Source organism: Falsiroseomonas sp. RANM36 (assembly GCF_056682175.1).
Map to the genome: position 1 here is coordinate 285,072 of NZ_JBWXTD010000005.1, position 15,677 is coordinate 300,748.

Annotated in this window: 19 protein-coding genes; 7 read left to right on the forward strand and 12 right to left on the reverse strand. The window is 72.8% G+C overall.

Going from position 1 to position 15,677, the window contains the following annotated elements; all coding sequences use genetic code 11:
* Positions 1-111: 111 nt before the first annotated feature.
* The 9 genes from AC1MIR_RS19325 to AC1MIR_RS19365 form a co-directional block, all read right to left on the reverse strand.
* Positions 112-633 (reverse strand): ABC transporter substrate-binding protein, encoded by a 522-nt coding sequence (locus AC1MIR_RS19325; protein ID WP_480029817.1) that lies wholly within the window; start codon positions 631-633, stop codon positions 112-114.
* Between the two features lie 14 nt (positions 634-647).
* Complete coding sequence (locus AC1MIR_RS19330; RefSeq protein WP_480029818.1) at positions 648-1,430, reverse strand: amino acid ABC transporter ATP-binding protein; 783 nt, start codon at positions 1,428-1,430, stop codon at positions 648-650.
* The gene (locus AC1MIR_RS19335; RefSeq protein WP_480029819.1) at positions 1,427-2,680 is read right to left on the reverse strand and encodes an amidohydrolase family protein; all 1,254 of its coding nucleotides are present in this window, start codon (positions 2,678-2,680) and stop codon (positions 1,427-1,429) included. Before AC1MIR_RS19335 ends, AC1MIR_RS19330 begins: the two co-directional genes overlap by 4 nt.
* Positions 2,677-3,330, reverse strand: coding sequence for an amino acid ABC transporter permease (locus AC1MIR_RS19340; protein WP_480029820.1), 654 nt, complete (start codon positions 3,328-3,330; stop codon positions 2,677-2,679). Before AC1MIR_RS19340 ends, AC1MIR_RS19335 begins: the two co-directional genes overlap by 4 nt.
* Position 3,331: 1 nt before the next feature.
* On the reverse strand, positions 3,332-4,108 hold the full coding sequence (locus tag AC1MIR_RS19345; protein ID WP_480029821.1) for a polysaccharide deacetylase family protein: 777 nt from the start codon (positions 4,106-4,108) through the stop codon (positions 3,332-3,334).
* Positions 4,109-4,197: 89 nt separating this feature from the next.
* A complete protein-coding gene (locus AC1MIR_RS19350) occupies positions 4,198-4,689 on the reverse strand; it encodes an ureidoglycolate lyase (protein WP_480029822.1) in 492 nt (163 codons plus the stop codon).
* A complete protein-coding gene (locus AC1MIR_RS19355) occupies positions 4,686-6,134 on the reverse strand; it encodes an FAD/NAD(P)-binding protein (RefSeq protein WP_480029823.1) in 1,449 nt (482 codons plus the stop codon). The genes AC1MIR_RS19350 and AC1MIR_RS19355 overlap by 4 nt, the downstream gene beginning before the upstream one ends.
* 295 nt (positions 6,135-6,429) lie before the next feature.
* Positions 6,430-7,905 carry an amidohydrolase family protein gene (locus AC1MIR_RS19360; RefSeq protein WP_480029824.1) on the reverse strand — a complete coding sequence of 492 codons (1,476 nt, stop codon included), beginning with the start codon at positions 7,903-7,905 and terminating at the stop codon, positions 6,430-6,432.
* Positions 7,905-8,198, reverse strand: coding sequence for a hypothetical protein (locus AC1MIR_RS19365; protein WP_480029825.1), 294 nt, complete (start codon positions 8,196-8,198; stop codon positions 7,905-7,907). The genes AC1MIR_RS19360 and AC1MIR_RS19365 overlap by 1 nt, the downstream gene beginning before the upstream one ends.
* A 1-nt stretch (position 8,199) precedes the next feature.
* On the opposite strand from AC1MIR_RS19365, the gene AC1MIR_RS19370 reads away from it, so the two are divergent.
* From AC1MIR_RS19370 to AC1MIR_RS19380, 3 genes are all read left to right on the forward strand, one after another.
* Positions 8,200-8,478 carry an energy transducer TonB gene (locus tag AC1MIR_RS19370; RefSeq protein ID WP_480029826.1) on the forward strand — a complete coding sequence of 93 codons (279 nt, stop codon included), beginning with the start codon at positions 8,200-8,202 and terminating at the stop codon, positions 8,476-8,478.
* A 2-nt stretch (positions 8,479-8,480) separates the two neighbouring features.
* Positions 8,481-9,041 carry a cob(I)yrinic acid a,c-diamide adenosyltransferase gene (locus AC1MIR_RS19375; protein ID WP_480029827.1) on the forward strand — a complete coding sequence of 187 codons (561 nt, stop codon included), beginning with the start codon at positions 8,481-8,483 and terminating at the stop codon, positions 9,039-9,041.
* 65 nt (positions 9,042-9,106) lie between these two features.
* The gene (locus AC1MIR_RS19380) at positions 9,107-9,574 is read left to right on the forward strand and encodes a YHS domain-containing (seleno)protein (protein ID WP_480029828.1); all 468 of its coding nucleotides are present in this window, start codon (positions 9,107-9,109) and stop codon (positions 9,572-9,574) included.
* 113 nt (positions 9,575-9,687) lie between these two features.
* Here AC1MIR_RS19380 and AC1MIR_RS19385 read toward each other — a convergent pair whose 3' ends face one another.
* Positions 9,688-10,311, reverse strand: coding sequence for a glutathione S-transferase family protein (locus AC1MIR_RS19385; protein ID WP_480029829.1), 624 nt, complete (start codon positions 10,309-10,311; stop codon positions 9,688-9,690).
* A gap of 91 nt (positions 10,312-10,402) precedes the next feature.
* On the opposite strand from AC1MIR_RS19385, the gene AC1MIR_RS19390 reads away from it, so the two are divergent.
* From AC1MIR_RS19390 to AC1MIR_RS19400, 3 genes are all read left to right on the forward strand, one after another.
* Complete coding sequence (locus tag AC1MIR_RS19390) at positions 10,403-10,879, forward strand: disulfide bond formation protein B (protein ID WP_480029830.1); 477 nt, start codon at positions 10,403-10,405, stop codon at positions 10,877-10,879.
* Positions 10,880-11,194: 315 nt separating this feature from the next.
* Positions 11,195-12,100, forward strand: coding sequence for an alpha/beta hydrolase family protein (locus AC1MIR_RS19395; protein ID WP_480029831.1), 906 nt, complete (start codon positions 11,195-11,197; stop codon positions 12,098-12,100).
* 310 nt (positions 12,101-12,410) lie between these two features.
* Positions 12,411-13,316, forward strand: a complete 906-nt coding sequence (locus AC1MIR_RS19400) for a dienelactone hydrolase family protein (protein WP_480029832.1) — start codon at positions 12,411-12,413, stop codon at positions 13,314-13,316.
* On the opposite strand, the gene AC1MIR_RS19405 is transcribed toward AC1MIR_RS19400, so the two are convergent.
* Together AC1MIR_RS19405 and AC1MIR_RS19410 are read right to left on the reverse strand one after the other, a co-directional pair.
* On the reverse strand, positions 13,289-13,864 hold the full coding sequence (locus AC1MIR_RS19405; protein WP_480029833.1) for an HNH endonuclease: 576 nt from the start codon (positions 13,862-13,864) through the stop codon (positions 13,289-13,291). The two genes, AC1MIR_RS19400 and AC1MIR_RS19405, sit on opposite strands and share 28 nt — an antisense overlap.
* A gap of 174 nt (positions 13,865-14,038) precedes the next feature.
* Complete coding sequence (locus AC1MIR_RS19410; RefSeq protein ID WP_480029834.1) at positions 14,039-14,701, reverse strand: alpha/beta hydrolase; 663 nt, start codon at positions 14,699-14,701, stop codon at positions 14,039-14,041.
* Between the two features lie 39 nt (positions 14,702-14,740).
* Between AC1MIR_RS19410 and gluQRS the strand changes: the two genes are divergently transcribed.
* Positions 14,741-15,607, forward strand: a complete 867-nt coding sequence (gluQRS, locus tag AC1MIR_RS19415; protein WP_480029835.1) for a tRNA glutamyl-Q(34) synthetase GluQRS — start codon at positions 14,741-14,743, stop codon at positions 15,605-15,607.
* The last annotated feature ends 70 nt before the right edge of the window (positions 15,608-15,677 follow it).

Genomic DNA, 15,677 nt, shown 5'->3' on the forward strand with positions numbered 1-15,677 from the left:
ACAACACGGCCCGCCCGCACACGAGCCTGAACGGGCTCACCCCAGCCGCATTTGCAACCCGCCCCGCATCGGGGCAAATGGAGAACAGGCTCTGCTCATGAACGAGGGCAATTAGGGGGCAGGGTCAGTGCGGATCTCCCTCGGTGCCTGTGCCGCCGGCAGGTCGCGCACGAAGCGCTCGCCGGAGGTGCCGACCTGCACGCCCACCACGCGCCCCGCCAGATCTTCCGGCCTGTCGAGGTTCAGGCCCGGCCGGTACGCTGCCGCGATGCCGGTCTTGTAGTACGGCGTGGAGAAGGCGATGCGGTCCGCGCGGTCCTGCGTCCAGGCCATCGCGGTGATCAGGCAGTCCACGCGGCCGGAGGTCAGCGCGGCGATCAGTCCGTTGAAGGCGATCACCTGCCATTCGATGCGCAGGCCCATGCGCTTGCCCATCTCCTCGCCGAGGTCGCGGTCGAAGCCGGTGAGCTGGCCGTTCTCCATGAATTCGAAGGGCGGGAAGGCGCCGCCATTGCCCACCACCAGCAGCGCGCCCGCGGCGCGCGCCTTGGCCAGCGCATCCGCAGGCTGTGCCCGCACCGCGGGGGCGGCCAGCAGGGCGGTGGCTGTCAGCATGGCGCGACGTGTCGGCATCGGGTCTCTCCTGTTCAGGCGGTGACGGTCTCGGGCCGCAGCACGCGGCTCAGGAAGCTTCGGGTGCGCTCCTCGCGCGACCGGCCCAGCACATCCTCGGGCGGGCCCTGCTCCACGATCACGCCGCCATCCATGAAGATGACTCGATCGGCGGCCTCGCGCGCGAAGCCCATCTCATGCGTGACCACCAGCATCGTCATGCCGTCATCGGCGAGGCGGCGCATCACCGCCAGCACATCGCCGACGAGCTCGGGATCGAGGGCGGATGTGACTTCGTCGAACAGCATCACCTCCGGGTTCATCGCAAGCGCGCGCGCGATGGCCACGCGCTGCTGCTGGCCGCCGGACATGTCGGCCGGATACGCATCGGCCTTGTGCGCCAGCCCGACCCTTGCGAGCAGGGCGCGCCCAAGCTCCTCGGCCTCGCTGCGCGGCCGCTTCAGCACCTGCACCGGAGCTTCCGTGACGTTGCCGAGCGCGGTCAGGTGCGGGAACAGGTTGAACTGCTGGAAGACGATGCCGATGCGCCGGCGCGCCAATGTCATCTCGCGCTCCGGCACGCGGCGCCGGGCGCCGCCGCGCTCCGGTCCCCAGCCGATATGCTGGCCGGCGACGATCACCTCGCCATGCTCGAAGGGCTCGAGGCCGTTGAGGCATTGCAGCAGCGTGGACTTGCCGCTGCCCGAAGGGCCGATCACGCACACCACCTCGCCGCGCGCGACCTCGAGATCCACGCCGCGCAGTACCAGCGTCGCCCCGTAGGATTTGTGCAGGTTGCGCACGATGATGGGATTCACGGCGCGACCTCGCGCAGCGCGGGGCTGACCAGCGCCCCGTCGCGCAGCAGGAAGGCGCCGGCGCCGATCACATGCCGCAGGTCGCGCGGGCGGGCGGCGAGCAGCAGGCGCGCGGCGATCTCCTCGGGGCGTGCGCGGACGAAGGCCGGCGCCGCCAGGTCGAAGGCGATGAGGTCGGCCGGCTCGCCCGGCGCCAGAGCCGCGCCGCCCGTCGCGGCGCCGAGCACCTGCTCCGGTGTCGGCCATTCCGCGTCGGGGCGCCCGGCGCGCGGCAGCAGCAGCGCGAGCTTCGCCGCCTCCAGCATGTCCTGCGTGTCGTTGCTGCCGGCGCCGTCCGTGCCGATGGCCACGCGCACGCCGCGCGCCAGCGCGCGCGCCACCGGCGCGATGCCGCTGCCGAGACGCAGATTCGCCAGCGGATTGTGGACGAGCGTGGTGCCCGCCGCGGCCATGCCCGCCAGTTCGTCGTCGTCGAGATGGACGCAATGCGCGTATTCGACATGCGCGCCGGCCATGCCGAGCGCGTCGAGATGCATCACGGCCGGCCTGCCGTAGCGTTCCAGGCAGCGCGCCCGGTCGAGCGCCGTCTCGCAGACATGGAGGTGGATGAAGCCGCCATGCGTGCGCACCAGCCCTGCGATCCCCTGCAGCAGCCCATCCGAGCAGCGCTGCGGCGCCGAGGGGCCGAGACCGATCTCCGCCCCGCGCGGCGGGTCGCGCAGCAGCCCCTCGCCGAGGGCGAGACAGCCGGCCATGTCCATCGTTGGCGTGCCGGAGGGCGAGGGCAGGTCGCGCAGCATCACGGCAAGCCGCGCCCGCATGCCGCTTTCGCCCCAGGCGGCGGCGGCGATGGCGGCGGTTTCGCGGGTCTGCGGCGACTGGCGGAAATGGTCGGTCACGCGGACGGCGCCGCCGCGGATCGCCTCCGCGGCGCAGAGCAGGATGGCGCGGCGGATCTCGGCTTCCGGCAGCGCATCCTCGCCTTCCGCGTATTGCGCGCCAAGCCAGGCATCGAGCCGCGCCATCGGCGCCCGTCCGCGCGCCAGCGCCTCGGGGGAGTGGGTATGCGCATTGGCGAAGGCCGGCAGCAGCAGCAGGCCGGAGGCGTCGATCGCCTCGGCGTCGCCGGCGTCGCCGATTGCGCCGAGCGCCGCGATGCGCCCCTTGGCGACCAGGATGTCGGCGCGGCGTGGCGACCAGTCCGTGCCCCCGGGCATCACGCTGGCGTTGCGGAACAGCAGCGTCCTCATGCCACGCGCCACCTCGCTTCGAGCCGCGCGACGAGCGCGACCAGGGGCAGGGTCATCATCAGGTACATCAGCGCCACGCCCGCGAAGGGGCTGAAGGTGTTGGCCTGCCAGGTCATCACGTCGGTGCCCGCGCGGAGCAGGTCCGGGATGGCGATGACGGAGACGAGCGCGGTGTTCTTCAGCAGCGTGATCGCCTCGTTGCCGATCGGGGGCAGCACGCGCCGGATCGCCTGCGGCAGGACGATGCGGCGCATCGCCAGCGGCCAGCCCATGCCGAGCGAGCGCGCCGCCCGCAGCTGGCCGCGGTCCACCGAGAGGATGCCGGCGCGCACGATCTCCGTCACATAGGCGCCGTTGGTGACCGACAGCGCGACGATCGCGACCGTCTTCGCCTCCAGCAGCAGGCCGAGCGAGGGCAGGCCGTAGTAGAGGAACAGCAGCGTCACCAGCAGCGGGATTCCGCGCATCAGCGTGGTGTAGGCGATGGCGGCCACGTTCAGCAGCGCGATCCCCGAGACCCGCGCCAGCCCGCCGAAGACGCCGATGACGAGGCCGAGCAGGATCGAGATGGCCGCCAGCTCCGCCGTCGTCGCCGCGCCGCGGGCAAGCGCGGGAAGGGCGGCGACGAAGATGCTCCACTCGAAATCCATCTCAGGCCATGCCTCGTGCATGCGCCGCGATGTCGCCCGGGCGGCATAGCCAGATCCGCTCCCGCGCAGCCGAGAGATGCGCGAGGACGCGGCGCAGATGCCGGAGGCGGAAGGGATGCCCGACGAGGAAGGGATGCAGCGAGAGGTTGAACGTCAACGGCCAGCGCGCCGACAGGCGGAGCGATTCCTCGAAGCCGTCGATCAGCGCATCGGCCCAGACCGCGGGCGGCCATTTCGCGGCGTGCAGGGCCGGTATGTCGTTGGTCGGGCGGGAGTAGGGAACGGTGACCAGCTCCCGCCCGGACCGCGTCGCCAGCCGCGTCGGCTGGCAATCATGCGTCCAGTCCATGACGTAGTCGAAGCCGGCCTCGGCCAGCAGCTCGGGCGTGACGCTGCTCTCCGCCACCCAGGGGCTCATCCAGCCGCGCGGCGGCGCGCCTTCCTCCACCGCGATGCGGGCGCGGCACTCGGCGAGCATCGCCCGCTCGGTCGCGCCGTCCATGTCGCATTGGCGCTCGGCATTGGTGCGGCCATGCCCGACGATCTCGTCGCCCCGCGCGCGGAACGCCGCCGCGACCTCTGGACAGAGGTCGTAGATCGCGGTGTTGAGCAGCGCCGCGGCGGGGATCGCATGCTCCTCCAGCGCGTCGAGCAGGTTCCACACGCCGACGCGGTTGCCCCAGTCCCGGAAGCCGAAATTCTGCACGTCCGGTTCCGGCACCGGGTTCACCAGCGGAATGCCCATGCCCTCGCCGAAGGGGAAGGCCTCCAGGTTCACCGCGACGAAGACAGCCAGCCGCGCGCCGTTCGGCCAGTCGAAGACCGGGCGCTGCGCGATGGCGCTGTAGGGGTATCTGCCGTGCGTCTTCAGGGCACGATCTCGAAGGCAAGGCCGTACTCGGTGTCGAGCCGCACCGTGTCGTGGTCCGTGACGTTGGTGTCCGCGAGCTCGAGGTTCAGGAAGTCCTGCTCCGGCGCTGCGAAGTACGGCCCCGCATGCCAGGTGCCGCGCTTCAACGCGAGCGCAACGTCGCCACCGATGCGGAAGCAGGCGATCTTCGCAGGGTCCGGCTTTTCCGGCGCGTCCGGGTCCACCGGCGCGGCGAGGCAGACGAACCAGTCCCGGCCCATGGTCGCCGCCAGGCACTGGGTCACCTTGCTGTGCCGCGTGATGGACTTCACCACCAGGCCACGATTGGGCAGGCGCATGATGTAGAGCCGCGGCGTGCCGGCATTCAGCGCGAGCGGCGCATCGGCGGGCCCGAAGGGCGTGCCGTCCTCGCCCGGCTCGATCAGCGTGCCGAAGGGCGCGATGCTTTCGGGCGTCGCCGGTCGTGGCGTGACCTTCACGATGTTCATGCGGCTTTCTCCGGACGGTTGGCGGCGGGCAGGGTGAAGGGGCGGAGCTCGGCATGCTCGCCGGTCAGCAGGGTGGTCCAGTCGGCCTCCTGCTGGTCGAGGAACAGCGCGCGCTTGATGCCCTCCACCATGCGCGGCGCGACGTATTTCATCGTGCTGACCGAGGAGGCGACCGGCCCATGGGTCAGGTTCGCCGCGCTGATCATGGTGACGATGCGCGAGAGCCAGGGCGCGCTGCCCGGGTCGCGTTCGGTGAAGGCGCAGAACCGATCGAGATAGGGCGCGGCGCCCATGCGCGTGTCCTCGGCGCCTGGCGGCGGCACGTAGCGATCGCGCCAGCGCGCGGCATGCTGCACCACCGCCGCGAGTTCCGGCCGCAGTGCGAGGTCGGAGACGAAGCCGCTGGCGATCGCGATCTGGTCGTAGAAGGCGCGCTGGCCGCCGCCTTCCACCAGGATCTCGCTGCCTGTCCAGCGCACATGCTCCCACGGGAAGCCGCAGCGCAACACGAAGCCCGGGCGCTCCAGGCAGGCATCGAAGGTCGGCTGCGGCGGCGGCTGGCCGATCTCGCGCAGGTAGGAGGTCACCTTCCACTTCTGCGCATCGGGCAGGTCGAAATAATGCGCCAGGTAGCCGGCATTCTCCATCCAGCGCCGCGGGTTGTCGCGCGGCAGTTCCGGCCGGCGCACCGCGACCTCCGCGCGCACCGCGCCCTGGTCGAGCGCGACGACTGCAAGGTCGAAGGCCGAGGCACCCGCGCCGAGGATCCCCACGCGCCTGGCGCGGAACACGGCCGGGTCGAACACATCCATCGCATGCACTACGCGCTCGGCCGGCACGCCCCGCCGGATCTCCTCGGGTATCGCGTAGCCGCCCGCGCCCATCGCGCCGGTGGTAAGCGCGACGGTGCGCGCGTAGCGGGTCTGAGGCCCCTCCGCAGTATCGAAGCCCAGGCGGAACAGCCCGTCACCCACCGGCTGCAGCGACACCAGGCGCCAGCCATTCGTCACCGGCAGCGCCATCACCCGGCGGAACCAGGTCAGGTAGTCCATCCAGGCGGTGCGCGGTACCCGATACATGCGTTCCCATGCCTCCGCGCCGTGTTGCGCTTCCCACCAGGCGCGGAAGGAAAGGGCAGGTATGCCGAGCTCCGGCCCCGAAAGTTCCTTCGGCGTGCGCAGCATGGACATGCGCGCGAAGGTGACCCAAGGGCCTTCGCGACCGGGTTCCGCGGCGTCGAACAACGCGATGTTGGTCACGCGCTCGCGCAGCAGCAGGCCGCCGACCGCGAGGCCGAACATGCCCGCGCCGATCACCGCGCAATCGAGCGGCACGCTGCCATCCGGTGCGCGCGCGGGCACGACCCAGTCGGCCGCGGGATAGGCGAGCATGTCGCGTTCTCGCGCGACCTGGCGCTCCAGCGCGGCAAGACCGATGGCAGTCATGGAAAACCTCGGGGCAGTGACGACAGGGTGCGGCTCACCGACCGTGCGGCCCATGCGGGGCGCAACGGCAAAGGGATCAGCCGGCTGGTCGCCACCGGCCGCGGGCGCGGGCAAGGCCATGCGCGCGCGGCGGCCGGCCAGGACGCCGGAGGCGTCCCTGCGGGCGGCTGGCGGACGAGGCTGCGAGCGCGTTCATCGTCGCAAGTGTGGGTGCAAGCCATGTGCCAGCGCCAGGCCGCGGCAGCAGCGCGGCGTCCCGCCGATCCTGACGCGCCTTTGTGCAACTTCTGCCGCGTCACGCGTCATAGGCGGCCAGCAGCGCGCGCCCGAGCGCCTCCACGAGGGCGGGATCGCGGGTGGGATGGCGGCGCGCGCGCTGCGCCGTCGCGATGGCGGCAGCCTCGGCCTCCGGCAGGTCGCAATGCGGGAAGGCGCCGTCGCGATAGAGCACGCGGCCACCGACCATCGTCATGCGCACGTCGCGTCCCTTGGCGCGGGCCATCAGCAGATCCAGCAGCGGCATGTCCGGATCGCACCAGGGCCCCGACGCGTCCCGCGGGTCCACCGCGACGATGTCGGCCGCGAAGCCGGGTGCGATGCGCCCGATCACGCCGTGCAGACCGAGCACGCGCGCCCCGGCCTCGGTGGCGATGGCCAGCCGCTCGGCGGCGCCCGGCGCGGGCGGGGAGGCGACGGCCCTGCTGCCCGCGAGCGTGCTCAGCAACCGCAACTCGCCCCAGGGATCGCGGTCGTCGTGCAACTCGCAATCATCGCCGCCGAGAGCGACCGGCACGCCGGCCGCGCGGATGGCGGCATAGTCGGGAACGCCGCAGCCGAGACGGAGATTGCTGCCGGGATTGGCGACCAGCGTGGTGCCATGCGCCGCCATCACCGCCATGTCGGCGCGTGTGAGGAACACGCCATGCGCCGCGCTGGCATTGCCTCCCAGCACGCCGAGCGCGGCCAGGCGGCGCAGCGTGCCTTCGGGATACAGCGCCGCGCAGGCGCGGGCCTGCGCCGGGCTTTCCAGCAGGTGGAAATGCAGCGGCGCATGCCGCTCGCGCGCCGCGGCGGCTGTCTCGGCGAACAGCGCGTCGCTCACCCATTGCGGCCCGGCCGGCCCGAAGCCGAGCGACAGACGCGGATGGCCGGACCAGCGCGCGGCAAGCCGGTCGTGGATGGCGGCGGCTTCGGCGGCGGTGGCGGGGAAGGGATGGCGCGTCAGCGCGGCGGCGAGGGCGCGCAGCGGCGGATCGAGGCCGGCGAGGAAGGCGGCCTCCTCCACCGCGCCCGGATAGACCAGCGCGCCGCGGTCGGCGACGCCGATCATCACCGCGGCGCGCATCCCGGCCTCGTCATAGCCGCGCAGCGTGGCGTCGAGTTCTTCCGCCAACGCCCCGCCATAGGACCAGTTGGCATGCAGCGTCGCGGTCACGCCGTTGGCGAGCATGCGCAGCGCCGCAAGGCGCACCAGCGGGAAGGGATCGGGCGCGCCGCGCGCGCGTCGGCGATTGCCCCAGGCTTCCAGCCGGTCGTCGGGATAGCCGAGCAGCGCCTGCGAGAGCCCGCGGCCGTGCTGGTGCGCATTGACGAAGCCGGGCAGCAGGACCGCGTCGCCGAGGTCGAGCCTTTCGGTCCCGGCATCAGCCGCATCCGCGGCGGCCGCACCGGTTGCGACGATCACGCCTGCGCGGATCAGCACGCGCCCCGGCGCCTCGGGCGGCAGGCGGCCGCCGGGGATCAGCGCGGCGGCGCCGAGCAGCGTCGCCATCACGCGGCGCCGGCGAGCGTCCGCGGCAGCACTTCCGCCAGCAGGTCCTCCAGCAGTTCGGGCAGCGCCAGTGGCGTGGCGCCGCCGCCGCCTTCCGAGCCCTCCCCCCCGGTGCAGGAGGCGGCGGTGCCGCCGCCGCCCCCTCCGGCGCCGCCCGTGCCGGCGGCTGCGGCGCGCCCCGCGCCGCAGGCCACGCCCCGCACGCGGGAGGTCTGGTCGCCACCCGCCCGCCCGCTGCCCGATGGCGGGGCGAGCGCGATGGCCTCCGGCGCCGCCGCGGCGATCGGCGCCATCGTGCCGCCGCGTCCGGCCGGCGCGAGCAATCCCTCGCCGCAATACCCGCCTGCCAGCCGGCGGCGCGGCGAGCAGGGGCGCGTAACGCTGCTGGTGCAGGTGGACCCCGGCGGGCGCGTGGCCGATCTCTCGGTGGTCATGTCCTCGGGATTCGTGGCGCTCGACCGCGAGGCGGAACGCACCGTGCGCCTCTGGCGCTTCGAGCCGGCGCGGCAGGAAGGGCGGCCGGTCTTTTCGGCGGTGTCCCTCAGCATCACCTTCCGCCTCGAGGGAGAATGACGATGGTGAAGCTCGACGTGATCACGACGCGCGGCGGCGATGCGGGCGAGACCTCGCTGGGCGACGGCGCGCGGGTGCGCAAGGATTCGCTGCGCGTGGAGGCGTTCGGCACGGTGGACGAGGCGAATGCCGCGATCGGCGTGCTGCGCCTGCAGCTGGAAGGCGATGCCGACGCGGATGCGATGCTCGCGCGCGTGCAGAACGATCTTTTCGATCTCGGCGCCGATCTCTGCGTGCCCGGGATCGGCGCGGACCGCTTGCGGGTGAGTGACGCGCAGTCGCTGCGGCTGGAGCAGGAGCTGGCCGCGATGAACGCCGCGATCCCGCCACTGGCGAGCTTCGTGCTGCCGGGCGGCTCGCCCGGTGCCGCGCAGGCGCATGTCGCGCGCACCGTGGTGCGCCGGGCGGAGCGGCTGGTGGTGGCGCTGGCGGGGGAGGAGCCGGTGAACGCCGCGGTGATCCGCTACCTCAACCGCCTCTCGGACCACCTCTTCGTGCTGGCGCGGCGGCTGAACGGCAATGGCGCGCGCGACGTGGCCTGGGTGCCCGGCGCCTCGCGATGAATCCGGCGTAACCGTTCGGCGTCGTGCGGCGAAGTCCGGGCAGCATCCGCCGAGGAGGACACGCCATGCAGACCCCCGCCATCCGTCTCGACCGCCGCAGCCTGGCGGCGCTGTTCATCGGCCTCGCCGTTGCGCCGCAGGCCGCGCGCGCCGCGAAGCCGGAGATCAACGCCGAGGACGGGCTTGCGCTGCGCGGCTACGACCCCGTCGCCTATTTCACGCAAGGGCGCCCGGTGCGCGGCGATGCGCGGTTCGAGGCCGAGTGGGGCGGCGCGCGCTGGCGCTTCGCCGATGCGGCGAACCGCGACGCCTTCCGCGCCGATCCCGCGCGCTACGCGCCGCAATATGGCGGCTACTGCGCCTGGGCGGTCGCGCAGGGCTACACCGCGCCGGCCGATCCGCTGCAGTGGCGCATCGTCGAGGGCAAGCTCTACGTGAACTACGATGCCGGCGTGCAGCGCCGCTGGCTGCGCGACGTCCCCGGCTTCATCGCCGCCGCGAACCGCAACTGGCCCGTTGTGCTGACGCGCTGAGACCCGGCGCACGAAGTTCCGCCCTGCGGCCCGGAGGGCCTAGGCCGCGCATGCGGCCCGCCCCGCGAATGCGGGGCACGAAGGTGAAACCGTCGTGCCCTTGGCATGAAAAATCAGCTCAGCGGCCCGGCGCAGTGCTTCGCGAAGCCGGGCCGCGTCTTGAGCCGCGCGTACCACGCCTCCAGCGCGGGCATCGGCCTGCGCGCGATCGGCAGGCTGAACCAGCGATGCGCGTAGATGCCGAGCGCGATGTCGGCGATGGTGAAGTCCCGGCCGCAGATCCAGTCATGGCCGTCGAGCTTCGCCTCCACCATCGCCCAGAGCCGCTCCGCCGCGTCGCGCGCCTTCGCCGCGGCCGCAAGGTCGCGCTCCGGCTCCGGGGTGCGGACGAAGGTGAAGAAGATCGTGGTCATGGGCGGGTTCAGCGTGCCGAGCTGCCAGTCCATCCAGCGGTCGCAATCGGCGGCCGCCCGGGCATCCTGCGGATAGATGGTGCCGCCCGGCGCGCGCGTGCGCGCCAGGTAGCGCATGATCGCGTTGCTTTCCCACAGCACGAAGCCGCCATCCTCGATGGTCGGCACCAGCGCATTCGGGTTCATCGCGAGGTAGTCGGGATCGCGCGTGCGGCCGAAGGCGCCGCCGGCGTCGATGCGCTCGAAGGCGATGCCCAGCTCCTCGCACAGGCAGAGCACCTTCATGACGTTGGACGAGCTGGTGCGGCCCCAGATGCGCAGCATGGCGTGATCTCCGCGGTGGTCGCGGCAGGGTAGGCGGGGCGCCCCGAGGGGTCCAGTTGCGGCGCGGCGCCGGCGGGGCGATCCTCGGACCATGCCGTTCCCGCTGATCGCCGCGATCCTGGCCGCCGCGGCGCCGCTGATCGCCATGGGCAGCGAGCGCTGGCCGGGCCTCGCGCCCTGCGCGCTCTGCCTCTGGCAGCGCTGGCCCTATTGGGTGGCGGCGGCGATCGCGCTGCTGGCGCTGGCCTTGCCGCCGGCCGCGCGGGTCTGGGCGCTGCGGGCGGCGGCGGTGGCGGTGCTGGCCTCGGGCGCCATCGCCTTCGTGCATGTGGGGGTCGAGTTCGGCTGGTGGCCCTCCCCGCTGCCGGCCTGCCTGGCGCCGACGGCGACCCTCGGCAGCGTGGACGACATGCTGGCCAGCCTGCCGGCGATGCCGGCCAAGCCCTGCGACGATCCGGCCTATGCCTTCGCCTGGCTGCCGCTGACCGTGCCGCAGATGAACCTGATCTACGCGCTGGCGCTGGCGGGCTTCATCTGGCGCGGCGCGGGGCGAAGCCGGCGACGCTGAGCGCGCGTCTCTCGGGCGCCGCAGGCGGCGGAACGGCCAGAGCAGCGGCAGCATCGCCAGCACCAGCGCCGCGGTGACCAGCAGCGGCAGGCCGAACCCGCCGGAACGGTCGCCGAGCCAGCCCGCCAACGCCGAAGCGGCGCAATCCGCGGACGCGATCCGCGCGCGTGGCGCGCCAGTCCGAAACCATGCGTCGCTGGTCGATGCAATTCACGAATTATTGCGTATGCAAAGGAACGCATGTTGTGTGCTTGGTTACATCATCGGCGCCTGAGCCGCCGATACGGCTGCTGTTTTGCCGCGGAGGGCATGGCCATGGACGGCTCGGCGGATGGCATCCTGCGGCGCTGGCTGCGGCGCCTCTGTGGCGGCGTTCTGGCACTGTTCCCTTTCCTCGTGCCGCCGCCGCCGGCCTCGGCGATGCATGATCCGGACCATGCCGGCACGGTGGGCGTCCTCCGCGGCCTCCCGTTGAACGACACCGCCTGGGGCCTGCTGTCGCTGCCGGCATCACCGGAGGCAGGGGACCGGCCGGCGGGCATTGTGCTGCTCGGCGACGGCCAAAGCGTGCTCGACGGGCGGAGCGAGCTCTACGCGCAGCGCCTGCTCTCGCTGGGATACGGGGTGTTCGACGCGGATTTCGATGGCCAGGTTGCCGACGAGGGCACCCCGACCCATCCGGATGTCGAGCCGATCGAGCGCCGCCTGGGGCTCGCGCTGGGCGCGCTGGATCAACGGGCGCAGCTCGATCTCGACCGGCTGGCGGTGATCGGCATCGGCCGGGGCGCGCGCGCCGTGCTGGAGCGCTGGGCACGGCATGGCGGGTCGTTTCGCGCCGCGGTGCTGCTCTATCCGGTCTGCGACGCCGATCTGCTCGCCAGGGCCCCGGCGCTGCGGCCGCCGCCCGGCCACGGACGCGTCCTCCTCGTGCATGGGGATGTCGATGACGGGGAGGCCGCGAATTGCGGTGCCCTGGCCGCGGCGTTGGGCGGTGCCGACCGGGGCGTGGCGCGCCATGTGCTCCGCGGCGCCGATCTCGCCTGGGATATCGACGCCGCCGTGCCCGAGGCACGCTACCATTTCCCCGATCCGTCGAACCCCGCCGAGCTGCGGCTGGCGCAGCCCGACGATGCCCGCGCCGCGGTCGCGCTCGATCGCATGCTGATCTTCCTGATGGCTGCGCTGGCGCCCCCTCAGCTTTCCAGCTCGGCGTCCCAGTAGGGGCACCGGCGCAGGCGCCCATGCAGGCAGTCGGTCGGGACGCGCCGGCAACGGGGAAACCGGGGCAGCGGAGCCGAACCGGAGCACCATGCTCCTGCGGGCCCCGTCGGCACAGGCGGAGAACGCCGGCGCGGCCGCATGCGCGCCCCGGCATGGTCACGAGCCCCGCATGCGGCCCGATCGTGTCCTTGACGATCGATACGAAATGCAAAGTGTTCAATATAATGAATAGTGCAGGCTGTGCGTTTGGTCACAGCGCGGGCGCTTGGGCGGCAGATACGGCTTTCGTGGTGCCGAGGAGGGCATGACGATGGGCGGTTCGGCGGATGGCATCCTGCGGCGCTGCCTGCGGCGCCTCTGCGGCGGCGCGCTGGCGCTTCTCCCGCCCTTGCTGGCGCCGCCGGCCGGCTTGGCGATGCACGAGCCCGGCCATGGCATGCCGCTTGCCGCCATCCGCCCCCTGCCGCTCGGCGACAGCGCCTGGGGCATTCTGGCCGTGCCCCACCCGCAGCCCGGCGAGGCGCGGCCCGCGGCCGTCATCCTGCTCGGCGACGGCGAGAGCGCGCTCGATGGCCGCAACGAGCTCTATGCGCAGCGCCTGCTTTCGCTCGGCTTCGCGCTGTTCGACGCCGATTTCGACGGCCTGCTCGCGGATGAGGGCACGCCCGCCCATCCCGAGGTCGAGCCGCTCGGGCGCCGACTGGAGTTCGCGGTCGCCGCGCTCAGCGACGACGTGTCGCTCGACCGCGAACGGCTGGCGGTGATCGGCATCGGCAAGGGCGCGCGCGCGGTGCTGGAAGGCTGGGCGCAGCATGGCGGGCCGCTGCGCGCCGCCGTGCTGCTCTATCCGGTCTGCGACGCCGATCTGCTCGCCAGGGCCCCGGCGCTGCGGCCGACATCGGGCCACAGCCCCATCCTGCTGGTGCATGGCGACGCCGATGAAGCGGAGGTCGCCGGTTGCGGCGCCCTGGTGGCCGCGCTCGGCGGCGCCGAGCGCGGCGTCGCGCGCTACGTGCTGCGGGGCGCCGGGTCCGGCTGGGACATCGATGGCGGCGAATTGCAGGCCCGGTCGCAGTTCCCCGATCCGGCGCGGCCCGGCCGTCGTCTGACGGCGCAGCCCGACACGGACCGCGCGGCGGTCGCGCTGGACCGGATCCTGCTCTTCCTGATGGGCGCTCTGGCGCCGCCTCAGCTCTCCAGCTCGGCGTCCCAGTAGAGGTAGTCGCGCCAGCTCTCGTGCAGGTAGTTGGGCGGGAAGCTGCGGCCATTCTCCTGCAATTCCCAGCTCGTCGGCTGGCGGGGCGGGAGGCGGGGCAGCATGTGGCATTCGCGCGGCAGGCGGTTGCCCTTGCGCAGGTTGCACGGGCCGCAGGCGGTGACGACGTTTTCCCAGGTGGTGCGCCCGCCGCGGCTGCGCGGGATCACATGGTCGAAGGTCAGATCCTGCGTCGGCTTGGGCTGTCCGCAATACTGGCAGGCGAAGCTGTCGCGCAGGAACACGTTGAAGCGCGTGAAGGCCGGGCGGCGCGCCGCCGGGATGAACTCCTTCAGCGCGATCACGCTCGGCAGCTTCATGCGCAGCGACGGCGAGTGCACCACCGTCTCGTATTCCGACAGCACTGAGACGCGGTCCAGGAACACCGCCTTCACGGCGTCCTGCCAGCACCAGACGGACAACGGGAAATAGGAGAGCGGCCGGAAATCCGCGTTCAGGACGAGCGCGGGGAAGGACCTGTCGCCGACGAAGGCTCCGCCATCGGGCAAGCGTCACTCCTCATGCCGAGGGCGACACCCAAGCGCTGGGGCCAGAAACGACAGGCTGGCCCCATATCCTGTGGCATCGCCGCGTTAGCAGTGTCTTCATGCCAGCGGCCGCGCCGCAGCGCAACTCATGCCGGACGGGTGGACGGGGCGGCGCCCGGCCATTTCATCGCGCCGTCACGCGGCCGCGCCGAGATGCCGCTGCAGCATCAGTCCGCCGAGCGCGATGCCGGCATCGTCGAGCCCATGCGCGAGGCCGGGGCGCCAGGCCGATTCGACCGGCACGCCCGCCGCGCGCAGCGCCACTTCGGCTTCCCGGCTGCCGGCGACGGGCACGACGTCGTCGGCCTCGCCATGCACCAGCAGCACCGGCGGGCGGGCACGGCATTCGGCGGGCAGCGCCTCGGCGCCCAGCAGCCGGCCGGAATAGGCGAGAATGGCGGCCGGCGGCGGGTTCCGGCGCAGCCCGGCGAAGAGCGCCGTCATCGCCCCCTGGCTGAAGCCCATCAGCGCGACGTCGCCGGGCGTCAGGCCGAGTCGCGCCGTCTCGGCTTCCAGGAAGGCGTCGAGATGCCCGGCCGCGACGCGCACCCCGGCCAGCATCCGCGCCGGGGTGCGGTCCTGCACGCTGAACCATTGCCGCCCGTACGGAGCCATGTCGCAGGGCTCCGGCGCATGCGGCGCGACGAACAGCGCGTCCGGCACCGCCTTGCCCCAACCGGGGGCCAGGTCGATCAGGTCGAAGCCGTCGGCGCCGAGGCCGTGCAGCAGCACCACGAGCTTGCGCGGCGCGCCGCCATCGGCCGGGCCCCAGCGCGGGCCGTCGAGCGTTTCGGGCATGGCCTTGTTCCCCGGTGTCCTTCCTCGTAGGCGTCAGACATGGCGGCAATGCTGCGCTGCGTCACCCGTTTCGCGCCGAGCCCGACCGGATTCCTGCATCTGGGCCACGCCCATTCGGCCCTGGCGGGCTGGACGCGCGCGCGGGCGGCGGGCGGGCGCTTCCTGCTGCGGCTCGAGGACATCGACCCCGGCCGCTGCCGGCCGGAGTACGCGACAGCGATGCTCGAGGACCTGCGCTGGCTCGGCCTGGACTGGGACGGGCCGGTGCGGGTGCAGTCGGAGCATCTGGACGAGTACCGCCAGGCGCTCGATTCGCTGGCGGCGCGGGGGCTGCTCTATCCCTGCTTCTGCACGCGCGCCGACATCGCGCGCGAGATCGCCGCGAGCGGCGCCGCCCCGCATCTTGCCCCCATGGGTCCGGACGGCCCCGTCTACCCGGGCACCTGCCGCCATCTGTCGAAGGACGAACGCGCGCGGCGCATCGCGGGCGGCGAGGCGCATGCGCTGCGCCTCGACATGGCGCTCGCGCTGGCCCTGGCGCCGGCCGATCTCTCCTTCCACGAGGCGGGCGAAGGCCGCATCGCCTGCCGGCCGGAGCGCTTCGGCGACGTGGTGCTGGCGCGCAAGGACGCGCCGGCGAGCTACCACCTCTGCGTGACTCATGACGATGCGGCGCAGGGCGTGACGCTGGTGACGCGCGGGGCGGACCTGAAGCCGGCGACCGACCTGCACCGCCTGTTGCAGGCGCTGATGGGCTGGCCGGAGCCGGCCTACGCGCATCACCCGCTGCTGACGGATGCCGCCGGAAGGCGGCTGGCCAAGCGCGACAAGGCGGCGACCCTGCGCGACCTGCGGGCATCGGGCGTGTCGCCGGCGGAGGCGCGGGCGATGGCGGGGCTCGGGTAGGGCGGTCGCCCTGGCGGGCAAGGCGGTCGTGCCCCCACCCCGACCCTCCCCCGTGAACGGGGGAGGGACC